The 25,946-nt window shown below is 69.2% G+C and carries 25 protein-coding genes; 12 read left to right on the plus strand and 13 right to left on the minus strand.

The genetic code is table 11. The annotated features are described in order from the left end of the window. The first annotated feature begins 4 nt into the window (after window positions 1-4). From ACPCJR_RS05490 to ACPCJR_RS05525, 8 genes are all read left to right on the plus strand, one after another. Window positions 5-853 (plus strand): SDR family NAD(P)-dependent oxidoreductase, encoded by an 849-nt coding sequence (locus tag ACPCJR_RS05490; RefSeq protein WP_391511595.1) that lies wholly within the window; start codon window positions 5-7, stop codon window positions 851-853. Continuing rightward, complete coding sequence (locus ACPCJR_RS05495; protein ID WP_391511594.1) at window positions 850-1,704, plus strand: SDR family oxidoreductase; 855 nt, start codon at window positions 850-852, stop codon at window positions 1,702-1,704. Before ACPCJR_RS05490 ends, ACPCJR_RS05495 begins: the two co-directional genes overlap by 4 nt. A gap of 26 nt (window positions 1,705-1,730) precedes the next feature. Continuing rightward, window positions 1,731-2,735 (plus strand): magnesium transporter CorA family protein, encoded by a 1,005-nt coding sequence (locus tag ACPCJR_RS05500; RefSeq protein ID WP_391511593.1) that lies wholly within the window; start codon window positions 1,731-1,733, stop codon window positions 2,733-2,735. A 108-nt stretch (window positions 2,736-2,843) separates the two neighbouring features. Further along, on the plus strand, window positions 2,844-3,074 hold the full coding sequence (locus ACPCJR_RS05505) for a hypothetical protein (protein ID WP_391511592.1): 231 nt from the start codon (window positions 2,844-2,846) through the stop codon (window positions 3,072-3,074). 295 nt (window positions 3,075-3,369) lie between these two features. Beyond that, complete coding sequence (locus tag ACPCJR_RS05510; protein ID WP_391511591.1) at window positions 3,370-3,768, plus strand: hypothetical protein; 399 nt, start codon at window positions 3,370-3,372, stop codon at window positions 3,766-3,768. Window positions 3,769-4,156: 388 nt separating this feature from the next. Then, a complete protein-coding gene (locus ACPCJR_RS05515; protein WP_391511590.1) occupies window positions 4,157-4,927 on the plus strand; it encodes a potassium channel family protein in 771 nt (256 codons plus the stop codon). Window positions 4,928-5,077: 150 nt separating this feature from the next. Continuing rightward, complete coding sequence (locus ACPCJR_RS05520) at window positions 5,078-5,341, plus strand: hypothetical protein (protein WP_391511589.1); 264 nt, start codon at window positions 5,078-5,080, stop codon at window positions 5,339-5,341. A 432-nt stretch (window positions 5,342-5,773) separates the two neighbouring features. Beyond that, complete coding sequence (locus ACPCJR_RS05525) at window positions 5,774-7,828, plus strand: YgiQ family radical SAM protein (protein ID WP_391511588.1); 2,055 nt, start codon at window positions 5,774-5,776, stop codon at window positions 7,826-7,828. A 296-nt stretch (window positions 7,829-8,124) separates the two neighbouring features. On the opposite strand, the gene ACPCJR_RS05530 is transcribed toward ACPCJR_RS05525, so the two are convergent. Further along, the gene (locus tag ACPCJR_RS05530) at window positions 8,125-9,063 is read right to left on the minus strand and encodes a LysR family transcriptional regulator (protein WP_391511587.1); all 939 of its coding nucleotides are present in this window, start codon (window positions 9,061-9,063) and stop codon (window positions 8,125-8,127) included. A gap of 251 nt (window positions 9,064-9,314) precedes the next feature. On the opposite strand from ACPCJR_RS05530, the gene ACPCJR_RS05535 reads away from it, so the two are divergent. Further along, window positions 9,315-10,178, plus strand: a complete 864-nt coding sequence (locus ACPCJR_RS05535) for an alpha/beta fold hydrolase (protein ID WP_391511586.1) — start codon at window positions 9,315-9,317, stop codon at window positions 10,176-10,178. Window positions 10,179-10,395: 217 nt separating this feature from the next. On the opposite strand, the gene ACPCJR_RS05540 is transcribed toward ACPCJR_RS05535, so the two are convergent. Continuing rightward, on the minus strand, window positions 10,396-10,668 hold the full coding sequence (locus ACPCJR_RS05540) for a hypothetical protein (protein ID WP_391511585.1): 273 nt from the start codon (window positions 10,666-10,668) through the stop codon (window positions 10,396-10,398). A 380-nt stretch (window positions 10,669-11,048) separates the two neighbouring features. Between ACPCJR_RS05540 and ACPCJR_RS05545 the strand changes: the two genes are divergently transcribed. Continuing rightward, a complete protein-coding gene (locus ACPCJR_RS05545; RefSeq protein ID WP_391511584.1) occupies window positions 11,049-11,960 on the plus strand; it encodes a phosphotransferase enzyme family protein in 912 nt (303 codons plus the stop codon). A 34-nt stretch (window positions 11,961-11,994) separates the two neighbouring features. Here the strand turns inward: ACPCJR_RS05545 and ACPCJR_RS05550 are convergent, their stop codons facing one another. The 3 genes from ACPCJR_RS05550 to ACPCJR_RS05560 form a co-directional block, all read right to left on the minus strand. Further along, window positions 11,995-12,951: a hypothetical protein gene (locus tag ACPCJR_RS05550; protein ID WP_391511583.1), complete on the minus strand. Its 957-nt coding sequence runs from the start codon at window positions 12,949-12,951 to the stop codon at window positions 11,995-11,997. Window positions 12,952-13,169: 218 nt separating this feature from the next. Further along, window positions 13,170-14,090, minus strand: coding sequence for an oxidoreductase (locus ACPCJR_RS05555; protein ID WP_391511582.1), 921 nt, complete (start codon window positions 14,088-14,090; stop codon window positions 13,170-13,172). A gap of 173 nt (window positions 14,091-14,263) precedes the next feature. Then, window positions 14,264-16,477 carry a TonB-dependent siderophore receptor gene (locus ACPCJR_RS05560; RefSeq protein WP_391511581.1) on the minus strand — a complete coding sequence of 738 codons (2,214 nt, stop codon included), beginning with the start codon at window positions 16,475-16,477 and terminating at the stop codon, window positions 14,264-14,266. Window positions 16,478-16,771: 294 nt separating this feature from the next. On the opposite strand from ACPCJR_RS05560, the gene ACPCJR_RS05565 reads away from it, so the two are divergent. Further along, window positions 16,772-17,767, plus strand: coding sequence for an alpha/beta hydrolase (locus ACPCJR_RS05565; RefSeq protein ID WP_391511580.1), 996 nt, complete (start codon window positions 16,772-16,774; stop codon window positions 17,765-17,767). 18 nt (window positions 17,768-17,785) lie between these two features. On the opposite strand, the gene ACPCJR_RS05570 is transcribed toward ACPCJR_RS05565, so the two are convergent. The 7 genes from ACPCJR_RS05570 to ACPCJR_RS05600 all read right to left on the minus strand — a co-directional run bounded on the left by ACPCJR_RS05570 (window position 17,786) and on the right by ACPCJR_RS05600 (window position 22,900). Further along, window positions 17,786-18,862, minus strand: a complete 1,077-nt coding sequence (locus tag ACPCJR_RS05570) for a fatty acid desaturase (RefSeq protein WP_391511579.1) — start codon at window positions 18,860-18,862, stop codon at window positions 17,786-17,788. A gap of 124 nt (window positions 18,863-18,986) precedes the next feature. Then, window positions 18,987-19,331 carry a hypothetical protein gene (locus ACPCJR_RS05575; RefSeq protein WP_391511578.1) on the minus strand — a complete coding sequence of 115 codons (345 nt, stop codon included), beginning with the start codon at window positions 19,329-19,331 and terminating at the stop codon, window positions 18,987-18,989. 269 nt (window positions 19,332-19,600) lie between these two features. Next, the gene (locus ACPCJR_RS05580; RefSeq protein ID WP_391511577.1) at window positions 19,601-19,744 is read right to left on the minus strand and encodes a hypothetical protein; all 144 of its coding nucleotides are present in this window, start codon (window positions 19,742-19,744) and stop codon (window positions 19,601-19,603) included. A 326-nt stretch (window positions 19,745-20,070) separates the two neighbouring features. Next, window positions 20,071-20,280 carry a cold-shock protein gene (locus ACPCJR_RS05585; protein ID WP_110352022.1) on the minus strand — a complete coding sequence of 70 codons (210 nt, stop codon included), beginning with the start codon at window positions 20,278-20,280 and terminating at the stop codon, window positions 20,071-20,073. A gap of 622 nt (window positions 20,281-20,902) precedes the next feature. Further along, window positions 20,903-21,091 (minus strand): hypothetical protein, encoded by a 189-nt coding sequence (locus ACPCJR_RS05590; RefSeq protein ID WP_391511576.1) that lies wholly within the window; start codon window positions 21,089-21,091, stop codon window positions 20,903-20,905. 143 nt (window positions 21,092-21,234) lie between these two features. Then, entirely contained in the window at window positions 21,235-21,627 is a 393-nt protein-coding gene (locus ACPCJR_RS05595; protein ID WP_391511575.1) for a VOC family protein, read from the minus strand. A gap of 109 nt (window positions 21,628-21,736) precedes the next feature. Next, on the minus strand, window positions 21,737-22,900 hold the full coding sequence (locus ACPCJR_RS05600; RefSeq protein WP_391511574.1) for a mandelate racemase/muconate lactonizing enzyme family protein: 1,164 nt from the start codon (window positions 22,898-22,900) through the stop codon (window positions 21,737-21,739). A 249-nt stretch (window positions 22,901-23,149) separates the two neighbouring features. Here ACPCJR_RS05600 and ACPCJR_RS05605 point away from each other — a divergent pair, with 249 nt between their 5' ends. Next, a complete protein-coding gene (locus ACPCJR_RS05605; protein ID WP_391511573.1) occupies window positions 23,150-24,040 on the plus strand; it encodes a LysR family transcriptional regulator in 891 nt (296 codons plus the stop codon). Window positions 24,041-24,131: 91 nt separating this feature from the next. Here ACPCJR_RS05605 and ACPCJR_RS05610 read toward each other — a convergent pair whose 3' ends face one another. Further along, complete coding sequence (locus ACPCJR_RS05610) at window positions 24,132-25,817, minus strand: methyl-accepting chemotaxis protein (protein WP_391511572.1); 1,686 nt, start codon at window positions 25,815-25,817, stop codon at window positions 24,132-24,134. Between the last annotated feature and the right edge of the window lie 129 nt (window positions 25,818-25,946).

A 25,946-nucleotide genomic window follows, 5' to 3' on the forward strand; every position in this document is an offset into this window, starting at 1 on the left:
GCGCATGTCGCCCCCCTTGCGTGGAAAAATCTGCCTCGTGGCCGGGGCCTCGCGCGGGGTCGGGCGGGGGCTCGCCCGGGGCCTCGGCGAGGCCGGCGCCACGGTGATCGTCACCGCGCGCTCCTCGGAGACGGGCCGGCGCACGGAGACCCGGCCCGAGACGGTGGAGGACACCGCGCGGGAGGTCGACGCGGCGGGGGGCGAGGGGCACCACTACCTGTGCGACCACACGAGCGAGCGGGCGGTGGACGAACTCGTGCACTGGGCGCTCCGCCGCTTCGGGCGGATCGATGTCGCGGTGTCGAGCGTCTGGGGCGGCAACGAGGGCTATGACGGCGAGCGCTACCCCGACGGGGCGGCCTGGGGCACGCCGTTCTGGCGCCGCTCGGCCGAGCCGTTCGCGCAGTTTCTCGGGACGGGGCCCTATCCGGCGCTGCTGCTGGCCCGGGCCGTGGCCCCGGCCATGGTGGCGGCCAAGGGCGGGCTGATCGCCTTCGCCTCCTTCGGCACCGAGGAGTTCCTGGGGGATTTCTACTACGACCTCGCCAAGGCGGCGACCAACCGGCTCGCCTTCGCCTGCGCGGCGGAGCTCGCCCCCCACGGCGTCTGCGCGCTGGCGCTCTCGCCGGGCTTCGTCGCCACCGAGCGGGTGCGCGATCTGGGCCAGGACGGCCTCGCCACCGAGAGCCCGCTCTATGCCGGCCGGGCGCTGGCGGCGCTCGCCGCCGACGCCGCCGTGCTGGACCGGGCGGGGCGGACGGTCCATGTCGGGGACCTCGCGCGGGCCTACGGCTACACCGACATCGACGGACGCCAGCCGGAGCGCTTCCGGATCGGAGAGCACGACACATGAGCCTGGCCGGAAAGACCCTGTTCATCACCGGCGCCTCGCGGGGCATCGGCCTCGCCATCGGCCTGCGCGCGGCCCGCGACGGCGCCAACGTCGCCATCGCCGCCAAGACCGAGGCGCCGCACCCCAAGCTGGAGGGCACGATTTTCACCGCGGCCGAGGCGATCGAGCGGGCGGGCGGCCGGGCGCTGCCGCTCGTGATGGACGTGCGCGACGAGGAGGCGGTGAAGGCGGCCCTCGACCGGACCGCAGGGCAGTTCGGCGGGATCGACATCGTCGTGAACAACGCCAGCGCGATCTCGCTGACGAACACGCCCCAGACCGAGATGAAGCGCTTCGACCTGATGCACGGCATCAACGCGCGCGGCACCTACATGGTGAGCAAGCACGCGATCCCGCATCTGGAGCGCGCCACGAACCCCCACATCCTGATGCTCTCGCCGCCCCTCGACATGGCCGAGCGCTGGTTCGCGCCGCATCTGGCCTACAGCATGGCCAAGTTCGGCATGTCGCTCTGCGTGCTGGGGCTGGCGGGCGAGCTGCGGGGCCGGGGCATCGCCGTCAACGCCCTGTGGCCGCGCACCACCATCGCCACGGCCGCCGTGAAGAACCTGCTCGGCGGCGAGGCCTTGATGCAGGCCAGCCGCACGCCCGAGATCGTGGCGGACGCCGCGCACGCCGTGTTCCTGAAGGACGCCACGAGCTTCTCCGGGCGCTTCCTGATCGACGACACCGTCCTGGCGGGGGAGGGCGTCACGGACTTTTCAAAATACCGCGTCACAGCGGGCATCCCGCTTGCGCCGGACTTCTTCGTGCCGGAGACAAGCGTCGCCCCGCCCGGGGCGCTGGACTAGAGACCTCGCCCGGCAGGACCCCTCCCTTGATCTTCACCCACAAGCCCGTCGACGGCAGCACGCAGACGGTGCTGGAGCGCCGCTACCTCGAACTCCAGGACCCGATCGCCGAGGACACGGTCTGGCTCGACCTCGTGCGCCCGACCCGGGAGGAGGAGGTGAAGGTCGAATCCTTCCTCGGCATCACCGTGCCGACCCGGGAGGAGATGAAGGACATCGAGCCCTCGGAACTCCTCTACGTCGAGGCCGGCGCCCGCTACATGACGGGCCGCGTGCTCTCCCGCGTCAGCGATTCGGAGGAGCCGGGACTGGCCGGCATCACCTTCATCCTGCGCGACAACCGGCTCATCACCGTGCGCTACGAGGAGCCGCAGGCCTTCCGGATGTACACCCAGCGCGCCGGCCGCGCGACGGGCAACGGCCCCTCGCGCTCGGTCTCGGGCGAGTCGATCCTGGCCGGGCTGATCGAGGCGGTGATCGACCGCGCGGCGGACGTGCTCCAGCTCCAGGGCGAGCGCATCGACCGCTTGTCGCGCAAGATCTTCGAGGACCGGGGCGACCCGTCCGCCCGCAACACCGCCCTGCAGGACACGCTGCGGGCGCTGGGGCGGCACGGCGACCTGATCTCGAAGCAGCGCGAGAGCCTCGTCTCGATGGAGCGCATCCTGCTCTCGCTCTCGGCCACCTACCGCACGGCCAAGGCGCCGCGCGAGCTGCGCGAGGACGTGCGCTCGACCTTGCGCGACCTGCAATCGCTCGAAGAGCACGCGACCTTCATCTCGGCCAAGATCCAGTTCCTGCTCGACGCCACCCTCGGGCTGGTGAACCTGGAGCAGAACAACATCATCAAGCTGTTCTCGGTCATGGCGGTGGTGTTCATGCCGCCGACGCTGATCGCCTCGATCTACGGCATGAACTTCAAGGTCATGCCCGAACTCGACTGGCATTTCGGCTATCCGGTCGCGGTCTGCATGATGGTGGTGGCCGCCGTCCTCCCCTACGTGTTCTTCCGCTGGAAGAAGTGGCTGTAGCGCCGCCCGCGCCTCGCGATCGCGGGCGGGACGGGACGGGTGAACCTTGGCCGTAGCGCCGCGTTGTCGCCGTCCCGCAAGCCCGGGCGGCGACCGACGATGTCCCGCATGTCCCCGACCCTTTTGCTCTCGACCCTCCGGGCGGACATCGCCGCAGCCGAACACCGCGCCGCCGAGCGGGCCGCGGCGGTGACGGGGCGGCTGAGGGGCGGGGAGGACAGCGCGGAGGCCGAGCGGGCGCTGTTCGGCGCGTTGGACCGCCTCGCGCTCCTGCGCCAGCAGCTCTGCGCCCTCAAGGCGATGCAGCAGGCCTCGCCGGCGAGCCTCAGGGCGGCCTGACGGCTCCGGACGATCGAAACGATCGGCATGATATCGTTTCCGGTCGATCGCCTCGGCCGTCGCCCCGCTGCGTCATCGCGAGGCGGAGCCGACGCGACCCGGAGCATGACCTGTCCGGAGAGTGCGGAGCCCCGGATTGCTTTCGTTGAGCCTCGCAAGGACGAGGGAAGAGAAGGCTGCGGCTTCCAGGAGCTCTGTCGAGAGCCGGTGCGACAACCGGGCGAGGTTAGGGTGCCGGAACTGTCTCGGTCTGCCTCCCGTTGGATGGGAGTATCGCAATTGCGAAGGGAACTTCATGCGTAAGGGTCATCTCGTTCTCACCGCCGCCACGATGCTCGGCCTCGGCACCATGGCTGCTTCCGTGACACCGGCGGAAGCTGGATGGCGCGGCGGCTACGGCGGCTATCATGGCGGCTACGGCTACCGCGGCGGCTTCGGTGGGTATCGCGGCGTCGGCTTCCGTCGCGGCTACGGCGGCTACGGATATCGTGGCTATGGCTACCGCCGGGGCATCGGCCCGGGCGCAGCGATCGGTCTCGGCATCGCTGGTCTCGCGGCTGGTGCGATCGCTGCCAACTCCTACGGCTACGGCGGGTACGGCTATGGCCGTCCGGTGGGCTACTACGGCGGCTACGGTTATGCGCCCGCCTATGGCTATGCGCCCGTCTACGGCGGCTACGGCTACGGCTGGTAAGCGACGGCACCAAAACCAACGATGGGGTCGCCTGCGGGCGGCCCTTTTTCTTTGCGCATTCCCCGCCGACGCGCGCGATCGTCGTAACCGGCTGAACCCGGCGCTTTCGCTGGGCTCGCGAGGCCCGCATCCGGGGGCAAGCGGACCTCTGCGGTGCGACGGCCGTGAGATCGAGGACGCCGGTTGCAGGGCACAACGATCGATGCGATGGCGCTGCCCGGGTGCGCGGTCCGGTGATTGGACCGGTAGGTGTCTGCGCTGGTCGGGCCGCCAGCAGCAGGGAACCCGCGCCTGTGGCATCATCCGCTCGTCGTCCTGGCTTGCCGGCGACGCCGATGGTATCGCGGCGGTGAGCCTGCCGATGCGCAATTCCTGACCACGCGGCCCGATGCGCGACCTGACCGCCACCCTGCGCGAACTCTACGAGGGGGACACGGACCGGGCGCGGCGCTTCCGCTACGCGCTGCTGGTGTTCGACATCGCCACGATCGCCTTCGTGATCGTGACCTCGTTCCTGCCGCTCGTGTCGTGGATCATCGCCTGCGACGTGGTGCTGGGCCTGTGCGTGCTGGCCGACTTCGCCGCCCGCCTGCACATCAGCCGTCGCCGCGGCCGCGAGTTCCTGCGCCTGAGCACGTGGACCGACGTGGTGGCGATCGCCTCCTTCCTGGCGCCTGTGCTCGTGGAGGGCGTCGGCTTCCTGCGCATCCTGCGGACGCTGCGCCTGCTGCGCACCTACCACCTGCTGGAGCGGCTGCGGGCCGACAGCGCCCTGTTTCGCCGCAACGAGGAGGCGATCCTCGCCGCCACGAACCTCGTCGTGTTCGTGTTCACGATGACCGGCATCGTCTTCGCGAGCCAGCACGGCAGCAACCCGGCGATCCAGACGCCGGTCGATGCGCTCTACTTCACCGTCACCTCACTGACGACCACCGGCTACGGCGACATCACCCTGCCGGGGACGACGGGACGGCTGATCTCGGTCTTCGTCATGATCTGCGGCGTGACGCTGTTCTTCCGCCTCGCCCAGGTGGTGTTCCGCCCCTACAAGGTCCGCTTTCCCTGCGATGCCTGCGGCTTGCAGCGGCACGAGCCGGACGCCGTGCACTGTAAGGCCTGCGGCACCCTGCTGAACATTCCCGATGAGGGGGCGTACTGATTCCTCCCGACTGCGAAAATTCGGAAATCTGACGAGTCCGCAACGCCTGGGAAGCGGATCTAAGGCGCAGGCGAGCGTAGGAGCCCCCGGCTGGCATTCAGGAGGTGAACCTCCTAACCTTGCGGAATGCGCTGCGCTGAGGAGCCGTTCATGCTGTCGCGATCTGCTCTGTTGAGCCTGTCCGCATGGGCGCTCGTCACGGGTTCGGCCCATGCGCAGCAGCCGACGGGCCAAACAGAGTTGGACTGCTCACGGTTCACGCACAACACGGACGGATCGTGGAGCGTGAAGCAACCGCTCGAACTCTTCAGCGAAAGCGGTCGTGTTCGTATCTCTCCTGGCCCGCCGTTCAAGCCCGGCATGTCGTTCGGAGGTCTCGACATCGCGAGAATGCTCGATGAGCAGTGCCGATAGGCGTGATCCGATCCAATACCGGCACCACGGTCGGCAAACCCGCATCATCACTGCCGCTGTCATCGCAGATTGCACGATTGGCGGCTTCGTGAGGCGCGGCTGAGCCTTCGAAGGGGGCACCCGGACGCGGATGCTCCGAAAGTCCGAGAGGGGGCGGGAGCGGCGGTTCAGCGCCTCTTGGCTCGAGGCCGGTTCTTGGCGCGATGGGGACCGATGATCGAGCCTGCACCAATGTCCTCTTCGCCGATGTCCTCTTGGGCGATCCGGCAAGCGCCGCCTTACGGCCGAGATGAGCGCACGACGCAAAGTCGCCTTCTCGACCCGAATTCCGCCTCGGACGAGCGTTGGAGGAAGGGGGCGGCCGCTTCGTGACGGTCGCAGCCCCTTGCCATCCGTTGAGCTCGCGCGCTGGGCGGCCTATGCACTGACCCCATGGAACTCCGAGCTTCCGCCGAACGCCCCCCGGCTCCCTTGAGCAGCGCACCTCTGGCCTGCAAGCCGCCTCCCGGAACGGCGGCGCCGTTCCTGCCGATGAGCCGCGCCGAGATGACCGCCCTCGGCTGGGACGCCTGCGACATCGTGCTGGTGACGGGCGACGCCTACGTGGATCATCCGAGCTTCGGCATGGCCATCATCGGCCGGTTGCTCGAAGCGCAGGGGTTCCGGGTCGGCATCATCGCGCAGCCCGATTGGCAGTCGGCGGAGCCGTTCAAGGCCCTGGGCAGGCCGACCCTGTTCTTCGGGGTGACCGGCGGCAATCTCGATTCGATGGTGAACCGCTACACCGCGGACCGTCGCCTGCGCCACGACGACGCCTACACGGCCGGCGGGGAAGGCGGGAAGCGGCCTGACCGCTCGACGATCGTCTACACGCAGCGCTGCCGCGAGGCCTTCAAGGACGTGCCGATCGTGCTCGGCGGCATCGAGGCGTCGCTGCGGCGGATCGCGCATTACGATTACTGGTCCGACAAGGTGCGCCGCTCGATCCTGGCGGACGCCAAGGCCGACCTGCTCCTCTACGGCAATGCCGAGCGCGCCGTGGTCGAGGTGGCCAACCGCCTCGCCGCCGGCGAGGCGCCGCACGCGCTCGACGCGGTCCGGGGCGTCGCCCTGTTCCGCCGCGTGCCCGAGCACTACACCGAGCTGCCCGCCGACGATCTCGACTCGACGGACGAGGCCGCCGCCCGCCGGCCCGGCGAGACGGTGATCCGGCTGCCGGCCTACGACGAGGTCAAGGACGACAAGGAGGCCTATGCCCGCGCCTCGCGGGTGCTGCACCGGGAGGCCAACCCCGGCAATGCGCGCCCGCTCGTCCAGCGCCACGGCGACCGCGACCTGTGGCTGAACCCGCCGCCGATCCCGCTCTCCAGCGACGAGATGGACGCGGTCTACGACCTGCCCTACGCCCGCGCGCCGCATCCCTCCTACGGCGACGCCAAGATCCCCGCCTGGGACATGATCAAGTTCTCGGTGACGATCATGCGCGGCTGCTTCGGCGGTTGCACCTTCTGCTCGATCACCGAGCACGAGGGCCGGGTCATCCAGAACCGCTCGGAGGGCTCGATCCTGCGCGAGATCGAGCGGATCCGCGACAAGACGCCGGGCTTCACCGGCGTGATCTCGGATGTCGGCGGCCCGACCGCCAACATGTACCGGATGGCCTGCAAGGACCCGAAGATCGAGGCGGCGTGCCGGCTGCCGTCCTGCGTCTTTCCGGACATCTGCCCGAATCTCAACACCTCCCACGACGACCTGATCCGGCTCTATCGCAAGGTCCGCGAGGTGAAGGGCGTCAAGAAGGTGATGGTGGCGTCGGGCGTGCGCTACGACCTCGCGGTCCGAAGCCCCGAATACGTCGAGGAGCTCGTGACCCATCACGTCGGCGGCCGCCTGAAGATCGCGCCCGAGCACACCGAGCGCGGCCCCCTCGACCTGATGATGAAGCCGGGGATCGGCACCTACGACCGCTTCAAGGAGATGTTCGACGCCGCCGCCCAGAAGGCCGGCAAGAAATACTACCTGATCCCGTACTTCATCGCGGCGCATCCGGGCACGACCGACGAGGACATGCTGAACCTCGCCCTCTGGCTCAAAAAGAACGATTACCGCGCCGATCAGGTGCAGACCTTCCTGCCCTCGCCCATGGCGACCGCCACGGCGATGTACCACACCGAGGTCAATACGCTGAAAGGTGTCCGGCGCGGCGGCAGCGAGCCGGTCGAGGCGATCAAGGGAATGCGGCAGCGCAGGCTGCACAAGGCGTTCTTGCGCTACCACGACCCCGAGAACTGGCCCCTGCTGCGCGAGGCGCTGCGGGAGATGGGCCGCACCGATCTCATCGGCCCACGACCCGACCAGCTCGTGCCGTTCTCGCAGCCGCCGGGAACAGGCTCCGGCGCGGGCAAGGGGCGAGGCCAGCCGCGCCCCGTCTACCGCCCGGGCGGCGGACCGAGTTTCACGACGAAGGGCGTGCCGCTGAGAAAGTGACGGTCTCCCGCATCCGACCGGCGCCTGTTTCGAGAGCGGCTCGCGATACCGTTTCCGTTTGATCGCTCCGGTCTCTTCCCTCGTCCTTGCGAGGCTCGGCGAAAGCAATCGGGGGCTCCGCACTCTCCGAAGAGGTCGCGCTCTGGGTCGCTTCGGCTCCGCCTCGCGATGACGGAGAGGGGCGAAGGCCGAGGCGATCAACCGGAGACGATACGAGAGATTCGACCGGCCGCCGCCGAAGCTCCGAACGGGGTGGCAACCGGGCACGGACGGCTCGGCCCGAAGCGGCGGTTGAATCAGGCCCCGACGGAGCGTGCCGCGCTCGCGGTGACCTCCGCGACGGCCGCTCTGAGTTTCGGCGTCGCGTGATCCACGAACGCGCGCAGGGCCGCGTTCCGCCGCGGTATCGGATGGAAGATCAGGTGAATCGGAACCGGCCCCGGTTCGAAGTCGCGAAGGAGCGGCACGAGGCGACCGGCCTCGATGTACGCAATGACCTGATAGGCCATGACGCGGCAGATGCCCTTGCCACGCAGCGCCGCGTCGATCGCCGCGCCCGCACTGTTGAGGGCGATTCGAGGCCGTATGGCCGTCGAGAGCGGCCGGTCGCGACCCGCCGTACGGTCGATGAAAGGCCACAACTCGCGCTCGGTGCCCTCTTCGGTGCCGATGCAGCAATGGTGGTGAAGCGCGTCCGGCGTGCGCGGCATGGTCGACCGCGCGAGATAGCTCGGTGCGGCGCAGAGCAGCCGGCGCATCTCGCCGAGCTTGGCGGCGATCAGGCCCGATGCGGGCAGCGGCGCCAGCCGAACCGCGACGTCCACGCCCTCCTCGACGAGGCTCACCACACGGTTCAGCAGGAGCACGCGCACGCTGACGCCGGGATGCTCGTCGAGGAACGTCTCGACGACCGGCATCAGGATGGCTCGACCGAACAGTTCCGGCGCGGTCAGGGTGATCCGGCCCGTGATCCGGGCGTCGGGCGCATCGCCGCCCTCCGCCTCGGCGAGTTCGGCCAGAACGCTGCGGTAGACGGCCACCTGATGCTCGCCCCGCTCCGTCAGCCGCAAGGCACGGGTCGAGCGATGCAGCAGACGTTCGCCCAAGCGCTCCTCCAGCATCGCCACCGCCCGGGTGACCGTCGCCGGTGAGTGGCCGAGCTTGCGCCCGGCTGCGGCGAGCGAGCCTGTCTCAACGACGGCCACGAACACGGCCATGGCATCGAGCCGATCCATCGTTTCAGAACCTGAAATCTTAGCTTCCAGCTCTTCGATCTTATTGCAGACCGCGCAAGGCGCTAGCTTCGGCCTCGGCAACGACGCGCAGGAGCGTGACCATGGCGGCAACCCGGCACGACGCGACGCGACGAACGCTCCTCGCGGCGTTCGGGCTGGGAACGGCCGCGATGCCGCTCACCCCATGGCCCGTGCGGGCCGCCGCGCCTCGACGCGCTCCACACCCTCATTCCTCACAGGAGACCAGTTCCATGACGGTCAGCTACGGCACCCGGCAGGTCGGCGACGTCGGTGTGTTCTACCGGGAGGCGGGCTCGCCCGATGCGCCGGTGCTGCTCCTTCTGCACGGCTTCCCGACCTCATCGCACATGTTCCGCGACCTGATCCCCCTCTTGGCGGACCGCTACCGCGTGATCGCTCCCGACCTTCCGGGCTTCGGCAACACCGTGGCCCCCGGGCGCGGCAGGTTCGCGTACAGCTTCGAGCGTCTCGCGGAGGTGATCGAGGGCTTCGTCGATGCGATGGGGCTGGCGCGCTACGCTCTCTACATCTTCGATTACGGAGCGCCGACCGGCCTTCGGCTCGCGATGCGCCATCCCGAGCGGGTCAGCGCCATCATCTCGCAGAACGGCAACGCCTACGTCGAGGGTTTCAGCAAGGAATGGGAGCCGTGGCAGGCCTATTGGCGGGATCCCAGTCCGGCCAACCGTGAGGCTTGCCGCGCCGCGCTGACCGATGCAGCCATCCATCTCCAGTACGAGCACGGCGCACCGGCGGGCCGCGTGTCGCCCGACGGCCTGACGCTGGACATGCACTTCATGCGCCGGCCCGAGGCCGAGGAGATCCAGCTCGACCTGATCCTGAGCTACCGCACGAACGTCGCGCTCTATCCGGAATTCCAGGCCTATTTCCGCAAGCACCAGCCGCCGCTTCTCGCGGTCTGGGGGCGGAACGATCCCTTCTTCCTTCCGCCCGGCGCCGAGGCATACCGGCGCGATCTGCCCGAGGCCGAGATCCACTTCCTCGAGACCGGGCATTTCGCGCTGGAGACGCACGCGACCGCGATCGCGCGGCTGATGCGCGACTTCCTGGAACGGAAGCTGGGGCGGGACTGAGAGCGATCGATCGCATCGTGCGCGATGCAGGAGCGCCCACGAAAAAGGACCGCCCGAAGGCGGTCCCGCATCGTCCTCGTCTCGCGCTCCGGGCCGGGTCAGAGGCCCATCAGCAGGCCCGCCGAACTCCAGGCGGTCAGGCCGAGGCCCGCCGCGAACACGCCGATCATGCCGTAGGAGAAGAGTTTCAAAACCATGGTCTCTGCTCCGCTCCCGCTCAGCAGCGGTTGCCGCCGGAGGTCTGGCCGTACTGCTTGACCGGGAAATTCTGCTGGTTGGCATTGCCCTCGGCGGCCGAGCTCATCGGGCAGGAGCCCGGGTTACGGCTGCCGTAGAAGCCGATCGAACCGGTGGACTCGACTTCGTAGGGAGCAAAGCCGGTGTAGTGGCCGCGGGGTCCATCGTAGGGGAAAGCCAGAGCCGAGGTGGCGGGCGCGGCCACACCCATCATCAGGGCGGCGAGGGCGGCGGCGATACGAGTCTTCGTCATGCGGGTCATCTCCGTAAGTCTCACTGGGGGCTCGGCTGAGCCGGTCTGTCTTCGGTGATTTCAATATAGTCCCTGTCTTTCCGAAGCGCCGTGCCGAGACGCACCCCGCATCCGGGATTAAAATTCGCGCGGAGATTTGAGGAGCCTGCGGCACGAGGGCGGGCGCGCCCGGCGCATTGCGGCGCGGGAGCAGGCTTGGCCCCCGACGATGCGCGGCGGGGTGACGGTCTTGCGCCAGACGTCACGCGATCCCGCCCGTTCGCCGTCGAGGAGATGGCCGAAGCATCGGCCTCTCAGATTGCCCCTTCGATCCGGGACACGACCCATGGCGGAAGCAAGCGGTGCTGCCCGAACCGAGCCGCACGTGATAAGCCGCCGGGGTGAGCGACATCGACCTGCACGACCTCTCCCGGTGCTACGGGCGCGCGTTCGCCGGCTGCGAGCTGGTCGTCCCCGGCGTCAACCGGACCTACCGTCTGACTGCGGGCGACGACGTCTCCTACTTGCGTCTCTATCGGCCCGTCGGTCGATCCCCCGCCGAGATCGCGTTCGAGCTGCGCCTGCTGCGCGATGCCCGGCCAACCCCAGGCATCGACGTGGCGCGACCGATCCGCACCGTCGACGGGGCGGATTGCGTGCAAGTCCCGTTCGGCGGCGTGAGCCGCACGGCCTGCCTGTTCCAGGCGCTCGAGGGCCGGCCGATCACGAACGACCCTGAGGACGTGGCGCTGTTCGGTTCGGCGCTGGCGAAGCTGCACCACGCTCTCGCCGGGATCGACGGCGGCGGTGCGCGTCGTCTCGACCCGGAGGCGCTGTGCACGCGCGCCGCCGGGTCGCTGACGCGCATTCCCGGCAGCGAGGCCGCGCGGCGCGCTGTCGACCGATGCCGGGCGGCGCTGCTCGGCGAGCCTGCGGCGCACGGTTTGCCGTCAGGACACTGCCACGGAGACGCCCGGCTGGCCAACGCTGTGGTCCGGGAGGGCGCGGTGGGCTTCTTCGACTTCGACGATTGCGGCTACGGCCCCTACCTGCTCGATCTCGGGACCGCGGCCTGGCATTTCGCGCTCGGCGATCCGTCACGGACGGGGGCGCTCGTCGCTGCGCTTCTGAGCGGCTACGACAGGGAACGCCCGCTCTCGCGGGCAGAGCGGCGGGTCTTGCCGCACTACGTGAAGCTTGCCGAAATCCGCGCGCTCCTCTTCCTCGCCGAATTCTGCACACTGGCAGACGGGCTCTGGCCGCGCGTCCTCGACCGAGCGACGAACCTGCTGGAGCGCGAATTGACGCTCTGACGCCGCGTCATCGGCGCGGGCACCGGTTTCGACCCTAAGTGGCCCCTGAATCCAATCGCGGCGAGACGATTCGAACGACGTCAGAAAGTGCGCCCGGCGCGGGTGTTACCCCATATTCCCCGCCCGCCGCTGAATAAATCAACACAACGGCACCGACCACATCTGGCTCATGAAGATACAAAGCAACCTGAGTCACGGCCCGTTGAGCCACAGATTTAATATGCGACATTGCAGAAGTTCTTTTCAACTCAACCACAAGCCTCTCTTGTCCTCGGCGGACGACCACATCGGCCTCGCTGCTTGCAAATTTCTTGTTTTGCTCGACCGAGACATCTGGAAGGCTAGATAATTCTGATGCGAGATAGCCAGCGAGTGCGCCTTCAAGCCGGTAATAGTCATGTGCTGGGGAGTGCGTAGGGCCGACACTGTCGACGTGATTATGCGCAAATTCACGGATCTTGTTCGTTACAAGGCTAAGAAGCGGAGCATCTTTTTCTGCTGGCGATAGCCACTGTGACGGCGGAGCAGCAGCAGCAGCCTTGAAAGCAATTTTTCCATCAATCTGATCGGTCAAAACAATCGCAAACACTGTGACCGACACTATTGCAATCAGCGCTTCATCTTCATCAAAGTCCAAAGTGTAATCGTGCGCGGCTGGATTTCGCCACTCCTGGCGGTAATTTGTAAACTGATCCAGAACCTTTTTTCTAAGCAGATTGTTCGATGCCAAGAATTGCTCGATTTCGTACGGCCTAACTTTCTGTGGGTCTTTCTCAGCCAATACTCTATATGCCTCCTTGATACTCCCTTCGAAAGCTTGATTGCAGCGAAATATTACGTCAGTAAAGAGTGTCTCGTCTGGGTCGCTCTGCCCCCTTGCAAAATGGCGGACCGCCGCATCAATGTGTGACTTAACCGCTCTCAAGCCTTCTACATAAGGCCCGGAAGGAAGCTCCCTAATTTTCTTGTCAAAGATGTCTTGGATATCCATGCGGGATCCTGAGTCGATGGACATTTGGCCGGCCCAGCTTAGATGGGCAAGCGTAAATAATCCAAGTGCTTACGAACGACTGCCTTCCACTCCGAGCAGGCATTCGATCTACCCTCGCCGAGGGCCGGAAGCGGCCACCGGCACGGCCGAAGCGATCGGGTTTCGACCCGAAGAGCCGCCATCGCTCCAGGTGCGAGCCACCCGGCGGGCCGGCCCTCTCACAACGGGATGCGCACGCCCGTGAGCGTTTCCGAGAGCGTCCAGAGGCGCCCGGCCGCCGCCCGGTCGAGGGCTTGGGCGGCGATCGCGGCGGGCTTGGGGTATCCGCGGGCCTCCCAGAAGCCGTCGGGCCCGTAATAGCCGCCGCCCGAGGCGTCCGGGGCGGTCGCGGCGTAGAGGATCGGCAGGGCGCCTTGCGCCGCGGACTGGCCAATGAGCGAGAAGATGGCCCGGCCCGCGCCCTGCTGGAACGCCCCGGCCCGGTCGCCCCGGCGGAACACCTCGGTGATGGCGAGCCCCGGATGGGCGGCCAGCGCGGCGACGCCCGATCCCGCCGCCTTCAGGCGCCGGTCGAGTTCGAGGGCGAACATCAGAAGCGCGAGCTTGCTCTGCCGATAGGCGGGCTGCGCCGCGTAGCCGTCGCGCCAGTGCGGGTCGTCGAAGCGGATCGCGCCGCTGCGATGGGCGAGGCTCGCCACCGCGACGATCCGCGCCGAGGGGCTCAGGACCGGCAGCAGCAGCCCGGTGAGGGCGAAGTGGCCGAGATAGTTCGTGGCGAGCTGGCGCTCGAAGCCGTCCACGCTCTCCTCGCGGCGCGGCACCGCGGCGATGCCGGCGTTGAGGACCAGCCGGTCGATCGGCGTCCCCGGGTCCCAGCCCTCGGCGAAGGCGCGCACGGAGGCGAGCGAGGCGGTGTCGATCAGGCGCACCGAGAGGTCGGCGCCGGGATGCGCGCGGGCGATGGCCTCGACCGCGCGCGCGCCTCTCTCGGCATCGCGCACCGCCAGCACCACCGCCGCGCCGGCCCCGGCGAGCGCCCGGGCCGTCGCCAGCCCGAGCCCGGCGCTCGCCCCCGTGACGAGGGCGCGGCGGCCCGCCTGCGAGGGGATGTCGGCGACGGTCCAGGGATGACGCGCCATCGGGCGGCTTTCTCCGGGCGAGGGGAGAGGGGGCGAGGATCGCGCGATCCCCGGGACGAGCCACCGTTCATAGGAAAAACAGGGCGCCGGCTCACGGGGTAACCGCGCACCGTCCCCACGGTTCGGGCGCGCGGTGCCGCCCGCTCACGCCGAAGGCGCGCCGCCCGTCCCCGTCACCAGCGGTAGATCAGGCTGCCGATCACCGTCGCGGGGGCGCCGCGGTAGCAGAAGCCGGCCTGACAGGTGAAGTAGTCGCGGTCGAAGATGTTGTTGGCGTTCACCTGGGCGCGAAAGCCTTTGTACTTCGGATCGATCGCCGCGAAATCGTAGGCCACCAGCGCATCGAACAGGGTCACGGTCGGGTTGCGGACCGTGTTCTCGTCGTTGGCGTAGCTGTTGGCGCTGAAGCGGAGGCCGCCGCCGAGCGTCAGGCCGCTCAGGGCCGAACTCGGCGGGAACAGGTAGGTCAGGAAGCCGGTGAAGGTGTCTCCCGGGATGCCGGAGAGGTAGTTGCCGTCCAGCACCTGCCCCGCGAACGAGGTCTGGCTGAGGTAGCGCAGGTCGAGATGCGTGTAGGCCAGCGTCAGGTTGGTGCCGGGGGCGAGGTTGGCGATCGCCTCCATCTCGAAGCCGCGCGACTGGACGGAGCCGGTCGCGATCTGGAAGGCGATGTTGTTCGGGTCGGTGCGCAGCACGGAGCTCTGCACGATGTCGAAGCCGGCAAATCCCGCCTGGATGTTCGTGCCCGGGATCAGAACCTTGACGCCCGCCTCGATCTGATCGCCCGTCGCCGGCCGGAAGGCACGGCCCGTGGCGTCGGTGCCCGGCTGCGGCGCGAAGGTGGTCGCGTAGCTGGCATAGGGGACGAGGCCCGGCGCCAGCAGGTAGTTGAGGCCGACGCGGCCGGTGAAGGCCTGGTCGTTCTGCTGCGTCGCGGCGCCCGTCGTGTCGACCGTGTTCTGGAACACCCAGTCGTATCGGCCGCTCAGGGTCAGCACGAAGCGGTCGAACTTGGTCTGCTCCTGCAGGTAGAGCCCGACCTGATCCTGGCTCTGCGCGGTGCGCGGCCCGAGCGGCGCGGCGAAGATCGGCTGGAGGCCGTAATTGCGGGTGACGAGGTTGAGATCGGGCGCCGTGCCGAAGCCGAAGCGGTAGTTGAAGTCGTAATGCGCGTAGTCGAGCCCGGCCAGCAGCGTGTGCTGGACCGGCCCCGTCGCGAGATGCGCCTCGATCTGGTTGTCGAGGGTGAACTGGGTGAGATGCTGGCGCGAGAAGCCGGTCGAGCGGCTCGCGGTCACGCCGTCCGGGTTGAGGCCGGTGATCGAGGTGTAGCGGTAGTCGGTCGCGACATCGTAGAAGCGGAAGTTCTGGCGGAAGAACAGATCCCCGTCGAAGCGGTGCTCGAAGGCGTAGCCGATCCGGCCCTGCTGCTGCTTGAAGTCGTTGAAGGCGGGATCGCTCGCGTAGAGCCGGGTCGGCCGGAAGTTCTGGTTGAAGAACGTCGTGCTGCCCGGAAGTTTGTTCTCCTGGTACTCGCTCAAGAACGTGAAGGTCGTGTCGGCCGACGGCTTCCAGGTGAAGGCCGGCGCGATGTAGCTGCGGTCGTCGGCGCCGCCCGGCAGGAAGGTGTCGGATTGCCGCTTGATGCCGGTGATACGGTAGGCCAGCGTCCCGTCCGTGCCCTCGACCGGGCCGCCGATGTCGAAATTGCCCTGGTAGCGGTCGAAGTTGCCGACCTGCAGCTGCACCTCGCCGAAGCGCGTGAAGACCGGCCGCTTGGTGGTGACGTCGAGGATGCCGCCGGGCGAGCCGAGGCCGTAGAGCCCGGACGCCGGCCCGCGCAGGATCGTGGCCGACTCGATGCCGTAGGGCTCGATGCGCGGCACGGTCAGGCCCGACGCGATCTGGCGCAGGCCGTCGCGGAAGATGCCGTCATAGGTCAGGCTGAAGCCGCGCACGTAGAAGGAATCGAAGCGCGGATCGAAGCCGAAGACGTTCGAGGAGACGCCGGCCACGTAGCCGATGGCCTCGTTGAGGGTCTGGACGTTGCGGTCGTTGAGCGCCTCGCGGGTGAGCACCGTGACCGATTGCGGCGTCTCGAGCAGCGGCGTGTTGGTCTTGGTCGCGGTCGGGCTGACGCGGGCGGTGTAGCCCGTCACCCCGCTCGGTCCGCCGCCCCCGCCGCTCGTGGCCGCGCTGTCCTGGGAGACGGCGACGTTGCCGCCCGCCCCGCCGAGGCCGGTCCCGCTCCGGCTGCCCTCGACCGACAGCTCGCTCAGCTCGACGCTGGCCTGCTGCGCCAGGGCAGGGGAGGCGAGGGGCAGGGCCGACGACAGCGCCGTGGAGGCGAGAAGCAGGCCGGCGAGACGGCGGCGGGGCAGGAGCATGGTGCGGACGGGGGTTTCAAGCTTGGCCTTGAACGGCTTTGAAGGCTATTGGCGTGAAAGACAAGCCAATCTGCTCGAAAAGCCTCTCAGTTTTGAATTACTATAAATCGATGTGCATGAATCTTTTCTGTATATTTCTTGCCGCAAGGATTTTTCCGCCCCTGAGAAGACGATTATACTTCAACAGTTCATGCAACCCTCGATCGCACACAGTCGACCTGCCGGATCGCCAGGAGAACGCCGCCCCATGCTCCACCGCCGCACTCGGCCGCCGGCCGCAAGGAACGCCGCCCGATGACGCGCCCCTCGCGACGCGCGATGCTCCGGCTCTCGATGGGGCTCTCCCTGGGGTTGTCGGCCGGGATCGGGCTTCCGCTTCGTGTCCCCGTCCGGGCGGCGGCGGATGCGGATGGACCCGCCGTGCTCCCCGGGGCGGTCCGGTTCGACCTCGGCGCCGGCGAGGGCCGCGCGCCCCGGCGCATCACGGTCTTCGTCCCGCCCGGCGAGGCGCCCGCGGCCGGCTGGCCCTGCCTCACCCTGCTCGACGGCAACGCCCTGGCCGGGACGGCCATCGACATCGAGCGGGTGCAGGCCGCCTATCCGGCCGGCAGCGGCGTCGGCTCACGCTTCGTCGTCGTCGCGGTCGGATCCCCGTCGCAGGAGGCCTATGACGGCGTGGCCCGCTCCTGGGACTACACCCCGCCGCCGGGCCGGACCTACCCGCCCTTCAAACCGGGCGGCCCGGAATTGCGGACCGGCGGGGCGGCGGCCTTCCTCGACTTCGTGACGGGGGACCTGCGCAGTGAGGTCGCGCGGCGCTGCCCGCTCGACCGCTCGCGGCAGGCCCTGTTCGGGCATTCCTTCGGCGGCCTGTTCGTCCTCTACGCGCTCGCCCGCGCGCCGGAGGCGTTCTCGCACTGGATCGCCGCCAGCCCGAGCATCTTCTGGGAGAACGAGTCGCTGCTGCCCAGTATCGACGCCTTCGAGAGGGGATCGCCGGTCTGCGCCCGGGTGCTGCTCCTGGCCGGCGCCTACGAGGCGGAGCTGGCGCCGTTCCAGCAGGCGCTGCCCGACCGCGAGCAGCGCCTCGCCCGCCTGCGGGAGGCGGGCACGGTCGAGCGGGCGCGCGCCATGGCGGAACGGCTCGGCCGCCATCCCGGCGTGACGAGCGCCTTCCGGCTGATCCCCGGCCGCACCCATATGAGCGTGCTGCCGGAGGCGCTCAACGAGGCGGTGGCCTTCGCCTTCCCGCCGCACCCCGAGAGCTGCCCGGCGGGCGCTTCGAAGTAGGCTGGCGGCAGGGCGGCTTCACGCCGCCTGAAGCCTCCGCAGGCGCGCGAATCCGACCATCTTGCGCGCCTCTTCGTCCCAGAGCGCCAGCTTCAAGCAGCCCAGGCTCTCGCGCAGCGTCAAGCGGCCCACTCGGCCCAGGATCGCGTGACCGTCCAGGCATTCCTGCAGGCGGTAATTCGGGATGCGGCTGTTCAGATGGTGGACGTGGTGCAGCCCGACATTGCCGGTGAACCATTGCAGGACGCGCGGCAGGACGTAGTACGAGCTGCCGCCGAGCGCGGCGCGGTGGAAGTCCCAGGCCTCGGCCTCCTCCCAGATCGTCTCCTCGTACTGGTGCTGGACGTAGAACAGCCAGCCCCCGATCCAGGCGGCGACGCTGATCACCGGCAGGAACACCCAGAGCACCGGCCCGAGGCCTCCGGTCGCGTACGCGAGTGCCGCCAGGACGACGAGAAGGACGGCATCGAGCGCGAGCACGCTGCGCCAAGCCGTTCGCCAAGGCAGTCCCACGCCGTTGGGAAAGCGCTGCAGGACGAGGAAATTGATCGGCGAACCGAGCAGGATCAGGATCAGCGGGTTGCGGTAGAGGCGATAGCGGAGCCGGCTCCGACGCGGCAGGGCGAGGTACTCGCGCACGGTCAAGGTATGGATATCCCCGGTGCCGCGGCGGCTGAGATCCCCGGTGGAGGCATGATGCAGGGCGTGCGCCCGCTTCCAGCTGTCGTACGGCGTCACCGTCAGAAGGCTCAGGGCGTGGCCGAGCCAGTCGTTGCCGCGGCGTGAGGGCAGGAACGAGCCGTGCCCGCAATCGTGCTGGATGATGAAGAGCCTGACCAGAAGCCCGCCCGCCGGCACGGCGAGCGGCAGGGCGAGAAGCGCGTAGCCGTTCGCCGCCATGCCGAGCATCAGGGCGCAGAGGATCAGATACGGCAGCAGCGTGTCGGCGACTTGCCGAAGGGCCAGACGGAGGATCGGCTCGCGGAACGCAGCGCAGTGCCGGGCCACCTCCCGGGCGAGCTGCGTCGCGTCGTGTCGAGAGGCCTCGTCCGCGAGCCGATCCGCCGTGGGCGCTTTCGGGGGTGCTTGGGTCACGATGGTCGGCATTCCTGTCTGATGAGCGTCTTGAGGCAAGGCATGCGTGCGCAAGAGCTGCGGAGGATGGAGCCGCCTGCGCGCGTCACGGCCGCGGCGGAAGAGCCAGCGCGGTCGCGTCCGGTCACGGCTTCGCCTCGATCAGACCCGCCCAGGCCTCGGCCAGAATCCGCCCGCGGCGCTCGGCGCGGTCGGGCGTCGCGTCGCAGACCCGGCGCAGCACCGCCTCCAGAACCTCGCTTCCGCCTGCGGCGACCGCTTCCTCGCCCTTCCGACGGATCGCGGCCCGGTATGCCTTGGTGGCCGGGCCCGCGGGCTGCGTCTCGACGGCCGCGACGAGCGAGAGGAGCGCCGTCACGGCCGCATCGACCGCCGCGCCCTGTTCAGGCTGCAGGGGAGGGGCGGTACGCGCAGGCGAGGGGGCGGCGGGTGGGGCGGCAAGATGGCCGGTGGTGCGGGGACGCTTCATGGCGAGTTCTCCGGCCGGCACCCTGACGTCAAAGTCCGTGCCTCGCTCGACGACAAAGGTTGGTATCGAGGCGAACAGCGAGACTGGCCGAGACACCGGCAGATGCACGGCCCGCACGGGGCCGCCCCCCCGTCACGGAGCGCCGTCCGTGGGCGGTGCCGACCGATGACGATGAAGGCTGCCGAGGCTGCGCCGATCCCGGTTCGTGATCGAGCCCGGCCTCACCCTGGCGCGGCTCCGCCGCCCCCGCTTCGAGCGCGAGCGGACGCCTATGCGTCCTCGCTTGCGCCGTCCGGCTTGGCCGCGAGCGGCGGCTTGCCCGGCCGCGGTGCGTTGCGTCGCTTCGTGGGCGGCTTCTCGATCGTCGGCATGTTGGCCGCCGCGCGCTTCGCACGCTCGTTGAAGTCGGCCATCGACATGGTCGCCGAGCGACCGGTCGGATTCGATCCTGCCATGGTGGGCCTCTGTTCCGCTGCCCAAGGCACAGGATGATGCAGTGGGATCGTCCGTCGTGTGCGGGTCCCGGCGGCTTCGTCAGCCGCCGGAACGAGCGCTCTCCCGGAGACGCCGACCTGATCGCATCAGGTCGGCGGCTCTCGATCCTGGCTGCGACGCGCCTGTTTCGACGAAGCGGTTTCCCGTTCGTCGGAATGCGCTTTCGTGTCTCTCACAAAACTCCCGCCGCGCTTCCGTCGCCGGAGCGAGAGGCGTCGGTGACCGGGCGTTTCGTGAGGCACTCTCAGCTGGCCTTCAGGTTCTCTGCGGAGGCTTTGCCGCGGCGCTGGTCGACCACCACCTCGTAGGAGATTTTCTGCCCTTCCGCGAGGTCGCGAAGGCCGGCCTTCTCGACCGCCGAGATGTGCACGAACACGTCCTGACCGCCGTCGTCGGGCTGGATGAAGCCGAAGCCCTTGGTTCCGTTGAACCACTTCACCGTACCTGTTGCCATGGATGTACCTCCGTTGATGGTGATGCGCTTTAACCGATCCGGGGGCTCGCCGTCTCCTGAACAATTCGCCCAATCGTGCTCGTAGCCGAGCCTGCGCCGCCAAGCTGCAATTTCCTGCTCGTGGGACGGGTCTCGCAGCGCCTGCGTTGCCACGCCCGTGATGGCGCTCCGGAGAGGGTCCGCATGTACCTCCTGCGGGTAGACCAGGCAGGCCGTCGGGCCGATGGCGGTCCACACCGGCAGCGAGCCTTCGCGGGTGAACATGGCGACGGCCTCGACGGCCTCCCACCGATCGAGATCGTCAGGGCCGTACACCGCCCGGCACACGATGCGGGCGCGAAGAAAGGGATCGTCGGCGGCCGGGTCGGTCTCGAGGGAGAGCATCACGCCCGATCGGTCGGGCCTCAGTTCGTCCGGAAGCGCCCCGATCTTGCGCCACAGGCAGTACCATTGGGCGCAGGCCCGCGGGCGATCGCGGTAGATGCCGCAGGACGCGCCGGTGCTGTGCGCGCACAGGACGCCGGCCGGCTTGGCGAGGGCCTGCACCTCCAGAGCCTGGCAGCAGACGGTGCAGGAGCCGCAGGTGCGATCCGGGACGAGGGTCTGCGACATCCCGAACGCTTCAGGCCGCCGCCTCGGTGTCGGTCTCGTTCCTCGCCTCGCTCCGCGTCTCGGTCTCGGACTGCCGAGGCGTGTGGACCGGCAGAAACAGCGCGGCCAAACCATCCGCGACGCCCTGCAAGACGGGGTCGTGGGCCGAGCCGAACGCGCGGGGATGCAGAGCGGCGGAGGTGTCGAAGCGGACGGGCATGATGCTGGGGCTGGCCTGTCGGGATGCGAGGGGCAGCCGGTCAGGACCGCGGATCGATGTCAATGCGGCAGGGCGCGTCCGGTTCGGGCCGATCGTCGCCTGCCACACGCCGTGGCCCGTCAGGATGCCCGACCGGCCGGGTTTCAGCCCGGGGATCGCGCCGACCGCTGCAGCAACTCGATGATGGCGCCGTCCGGCCCCTTGATGAAAATCGTGCGCAGGCTGGGATTCACCTCGTTGATGCCGGAGATGATCTCGACCCCGTGTCGCTGGACGTGGGCATAGGCCTGCTCGATATCCTCGACGGCCAGACCGATATGCTCGATGCCCAGATGGGGCTGAGCCGAGGCGGGCGTCGTGCCCTCGGGCGCCTGCTCGATGAAGACGGTGAGGCCGCCGAGCTCGATCGTCACGCGGCTGACGCTGGGATCGCCGTCACGGCGGATCTCGCGGGCCTCGAAGAGAGCGACGTAGAACCGTGCCGCGGCGACGGCGTCGCGGCTGCGCAGGTGGACGTGATCGCAGCGGACCTTCATGGGCGAGGGTGTCCTTTCGTGCCGTTGGCTCGGCCCTCTTCAGCGCAGGGTCGAGCCCGCGCCGCAACCCCCGTGTTCCGCCCGGCCGCGATCGCTTCACGCGGCCGGTTCACTCGGCCAGTTCGCGCATGACCTCGATCAGGTCCGACTTGCCCTCGAAGCCGATGCCGGGCAGTTCGGGCATGACGATGTGGCCGTCCTCGACCCGCACCCCGTCCGGGAAGCCGCCATAGGGCTGGAACAGGTCCGGGTAGCTCTCGTTGCCGCCCAGACCGAGGCCGGCCGCGATGTTGAGCGACATCTGGTGGCCACCGTGCGGGATGCAGCGCTTGGGCGACCAGCCGAACTGGTGCAGCACGTCGAGGGTGCGCAGGTACTCGACCAGGCCGTAGGAGAGGGCGCAGTCGAATTGCAGCCAGTCCCGGTCCGGGCGCATGCCGCCGTAGCGCAGGAGGTTGCGTGCGTCCTGGTGCGAGAACAGGTTCTCGCCGGTCGCCATCGGGCCGGGATAGAACTCGGACAGGGCCGCCTGCAGCGCGTAGTCGAGCGGGTCGCCGACCTCCTCGTACCAGAACAGCGGGTATTGCCGCAGCATCTTGGCGTAGGCGATGCCCTGTTCCAGGCTGAAGCGGCCGTTCGCGTCCACCGCGAGCTGCGCCCGGGCGCCGATCTCCGTCAGCACCGCCTCGATGCGGCGCTGGTCCTCCGCGATCGGCGCGCCGCCGATCTTCATCTTCACGACGTTGTAGCCGCGATCGAGATAGCCGCGCATCTCGGCGCGCAGCTGGGTGTCGTCCTTGCCCGGATAGTAGTAGCCGCCGGCCGCGTAGACGAAGACGCGCGGGTCGGCCTCGCGTCCGCTGCGCTCGGCGAGCATCCGGAACAGCGGCTTGCCGGCGATCTTGGCGGTCGCGTCCCAGATCGCCATGTCGAGGGTGCCGACGGCCACCGAGCGCTCGCCGTGGCCGCCGGGCTTCTCGTTGGCCATCATCACGTCCCACAGCTTGTGCGGGTCGAGGTTGTCGCCGGTCGCGTCGAGGACGCGCCGGGGATCGGCCTCCAGGATGCGGTTCGCGAAGCGCTCGCGGATCAGGCCGCCCTGGCCGTAGCGGCCGTTCGAGTTGAAGCCGTAGCCGACCACGCGGCGGCCGTCGCGCTCCACGTCGGTGACGACGGCGACGAGGCTCGCGGTCATCTTCGAGAAGTCGATATAGGCGTTGCGGATGGGGGACGCGATCGGCTTGGTGACCTCGCGGACGTCGACGATGCGCATCGTGGCTCTCCTCGGGCGTGTCGGGTGGGTTCGAGCGGATGGGACGGGACCGGGCCGCCCCGAACGACGGCGCCGAAGGCTCGGACACCGCGCCGGCGCGGCCCTCACGGCTTCGTCCCTCTTCGGCGATCGGGCCCGACCGCCGAGGCGCAGGGCCCCTCTCGCGGGATCTTGCCGACACCCTAGGTCTGGACCGGCGGGTCCGGCCAATGCCATGTTCGGCTCACGCTATGCGCAAACGGCATCGGCATGGATCTCGACTGGCTCAAGGACTTCCTCGCCCTGGCGGAGCTGAAGACGTTCTCCCGGTCGGCCGAGGCCCGGAACGTGTCCCAGCCGGCATTCAGCCGCCGCATCCGCGCCCTGGAGGACTGGGTCGGCACGCCCCTGTTCCGGCGCGGGGCGCAGGGCGCCGCCCTGACGGCGGCCGGCGCGCATTTCCGGCCGGCCGCCGACGCGTTGGCGCGCGGCCTGGAGCGCGCCCGCCGCGGGGCCCGGGCGGTCGGCGACCGGGAGACGGTGACCTTGTCGCTGGCGGCGACGCACGCCCTCTCCTTCACTTTCTTCCCGCACTGGATCCGCGGCCTGATGCAGCTTCAGGCGCTCGGCGCGCTCAACCTCGTCTCGGACAGCATGGAGGCCTGCGAGGCCATCCTGCTCGCCGACGAGGTGCATTTCCTGCTCTGCCACGTCCATCCGGAGGCGCCGACGCGCTTCGAGGCGGACCGCTTCCCGAGTCTGCGCGTGGGGGACGACGTGCTCGTGCCGCTCTGCGCGCCCGACGCGGCCGGCCGGCCGATGTGGTCGCTGCCGGGAACGCCGGCGGCGCCGGTCCCCCACCTCGCCTACAGCCAGGCCTCCGGGCTCGGGCGCATCCTCGCCGCCTGCGGGGAGGGAGCGCGCACCCACATGGCGACGGGCCTGACCTCGCACCTGGCGGCGACGCTGATGACGATGGCGCGCGACGGGCACGGCATCGCCTGGCTGCCGCAGACCGTGGCGGCCGAGGACCGGGCCCGCGGCAGCCTCGTGCGCGCGGGTCCGGACGCGTTCGACATCCCGATCGAGATCAGGCTGTTCCGCTCCCTCGCATGCCGCAACCAGGCCGCCGACGCGCTCTGGGATCGGCTGGCCCGGTAGACCGGCCGGGACGCTCGGACCCCGAGCGTAGGACGCCGCCCTCAGGCAAAAGGGCCGCCCCGGCGGCGGCCCTCGTCGTCGCCCGCCTTGCTCAGGCGGCGCGCACGCCCGCCAGGAAGCGCTGCACCTCGGTGCCGAGATGCTCGGACTGGCGCGACAGCTCGGAGGCGGAGGCCAGCACCTGGGAGGCCGCCGCGCCGGTCTCCTCGGAGGCCCGCGCCACGCCCGCGATGTTGCCCGTCACCTCGGAGGTGCCCGTCGAGGCCTGGGCCACGTTGCGCACGATCTCCTGGGTCGCCGCACCCTGCTCCTCCACGGCCGCCGCGATCGTGGCCGCCACCCCGTTGATCTCGCGGACCCGGGCCATGATCGAGCCGATCGCGCCCACCGCCTCGCCGGTCGCGCCCTGGATCTGGGCGATCTGGTCGGAGATCTCGCCGGTGGCCCGCGCCGTCTGGCTCGCCAGTTCCTTCACCTCGCTGGCGACGACGGCAAAGCCCCGTCCGGCCTCGCCCGCGCGGGCCGCCTCGATCGTGGCGTTGAGCGCCAGCAGGTTGGTCTGGCTCGCGATGTTCGAGATCAGGCCGACCACGTCGCCGATCCGGCTCACCGCCCCGTTGAGGTCCTGGACCAGGCGGGCGGTCTGATCCGCCTCGCCGACGGCCCGCTGCGCGAGGTCCGACGAGCCCAGGACCTGCCGTCCGATCTCCTGCACGGAGACGCCGAGTTCCTCGGCGGCCGCCGCCACGGTGTTGACGTTGGTGGCCGCCTCCTCGGCCGCGGCGGCCACGGCGGTCGATTGCGAGGCCGTCTGCGAGGCCGTCGCCGTCATGGTCTGCGCGGTCGCCTGCAATTCGGCGGCGGAGGCCGACACCGTGCCGACGATGCCGCCGACCGCCTGCTCGAAGGCGTCGGCCATCTGGCGCATGCCGGCCTTGCGCTGCGCCTCGGCCGAGGCCCGTGCCTGCACGGTCTCCTCCTCCAGCCGCCGGGCCTGGATCATGTTCTCCTTGAAGACCTGGACCGCCTCCGCCATCGCGCCGACCTCGTCGCGCCGGCCGATGGCGGGAACCGCGATCCCGGTGTCGCCGGCCGCGAGCCGGCGCATGGCCGCCGTCATGCGCTCGAGCGGGCGGCTGATCGTCAGGACCAGCATCGCCACCGCGGCGGCGGCCAGGATCGCGGCGAAGGCGAGGAAGCCCACCATCTGCTGGCGGGCCCGCTCGTGGGCGGCCTGCGCCTCGGCGCCACTCGCGGCCGCGGCGGCGACCTCGATCTCCGCCAGCCGGTTCAGCGTCGCCGTGATGCCCCGGATCGCGTCCGACATCACCGTGTTGAAGTGCTCCTGCGCGGCGGCGGCCGCGCCGCGCTCGGCCTGGGCGAAGCCCTCGGCCTGCTGCTCGAGATAGGCGGCCCACTGGCGCTCGAAGGTCTGGAACAGATCGCGTGCGGCGGGCGACTCGACGAGGCCGACATAGCGCGCCTGCGCGGCCCGCAGCTCGGTCTGCCGCTGCTGGAGGGAGCTGAGGGCATCGGCCTTCTGCTGGGGCGTCTTGGCCGACAGGAACCGGCCGCCGTTGATCCGGATGCGCAGCGTCGCGGTCTGGACGTTTCCCAGCGCCTGCGTCGCGGGGAACCGCTGCGTGCGCAGTTCGGTGGCCGCCCGGTTGATCGTCTCCATCTGGACATAGGCCAGCGCGGCAAGACCACAGACGAGCGCGAGCATGATGGAGAAGCAAGCAATGAGCTTTGCTTTGAGAGAGAACGAACCCAGCATTATAGTGATACCCTCAGAGCACGACTGAAAACGCACGCGCTGACTATGCAATATAACTGTAATTGCAGAATCTGAGGTTAATCTTTTCGTAGTTCGATCGTCGGACCGGTGCATCGTCCGTCGCGCGAG

Origin of the sequence: Methylobacterium sp. NPDC097929 (genome assembly GCF_049543375.1) — a bacterium.
Classification (GTDB): domain Bacteria; phylum Pseudomonadota; class Alphaproteobacteria; order Rhizobiales; family Beijerinckiaceae; genus Methylobacterium.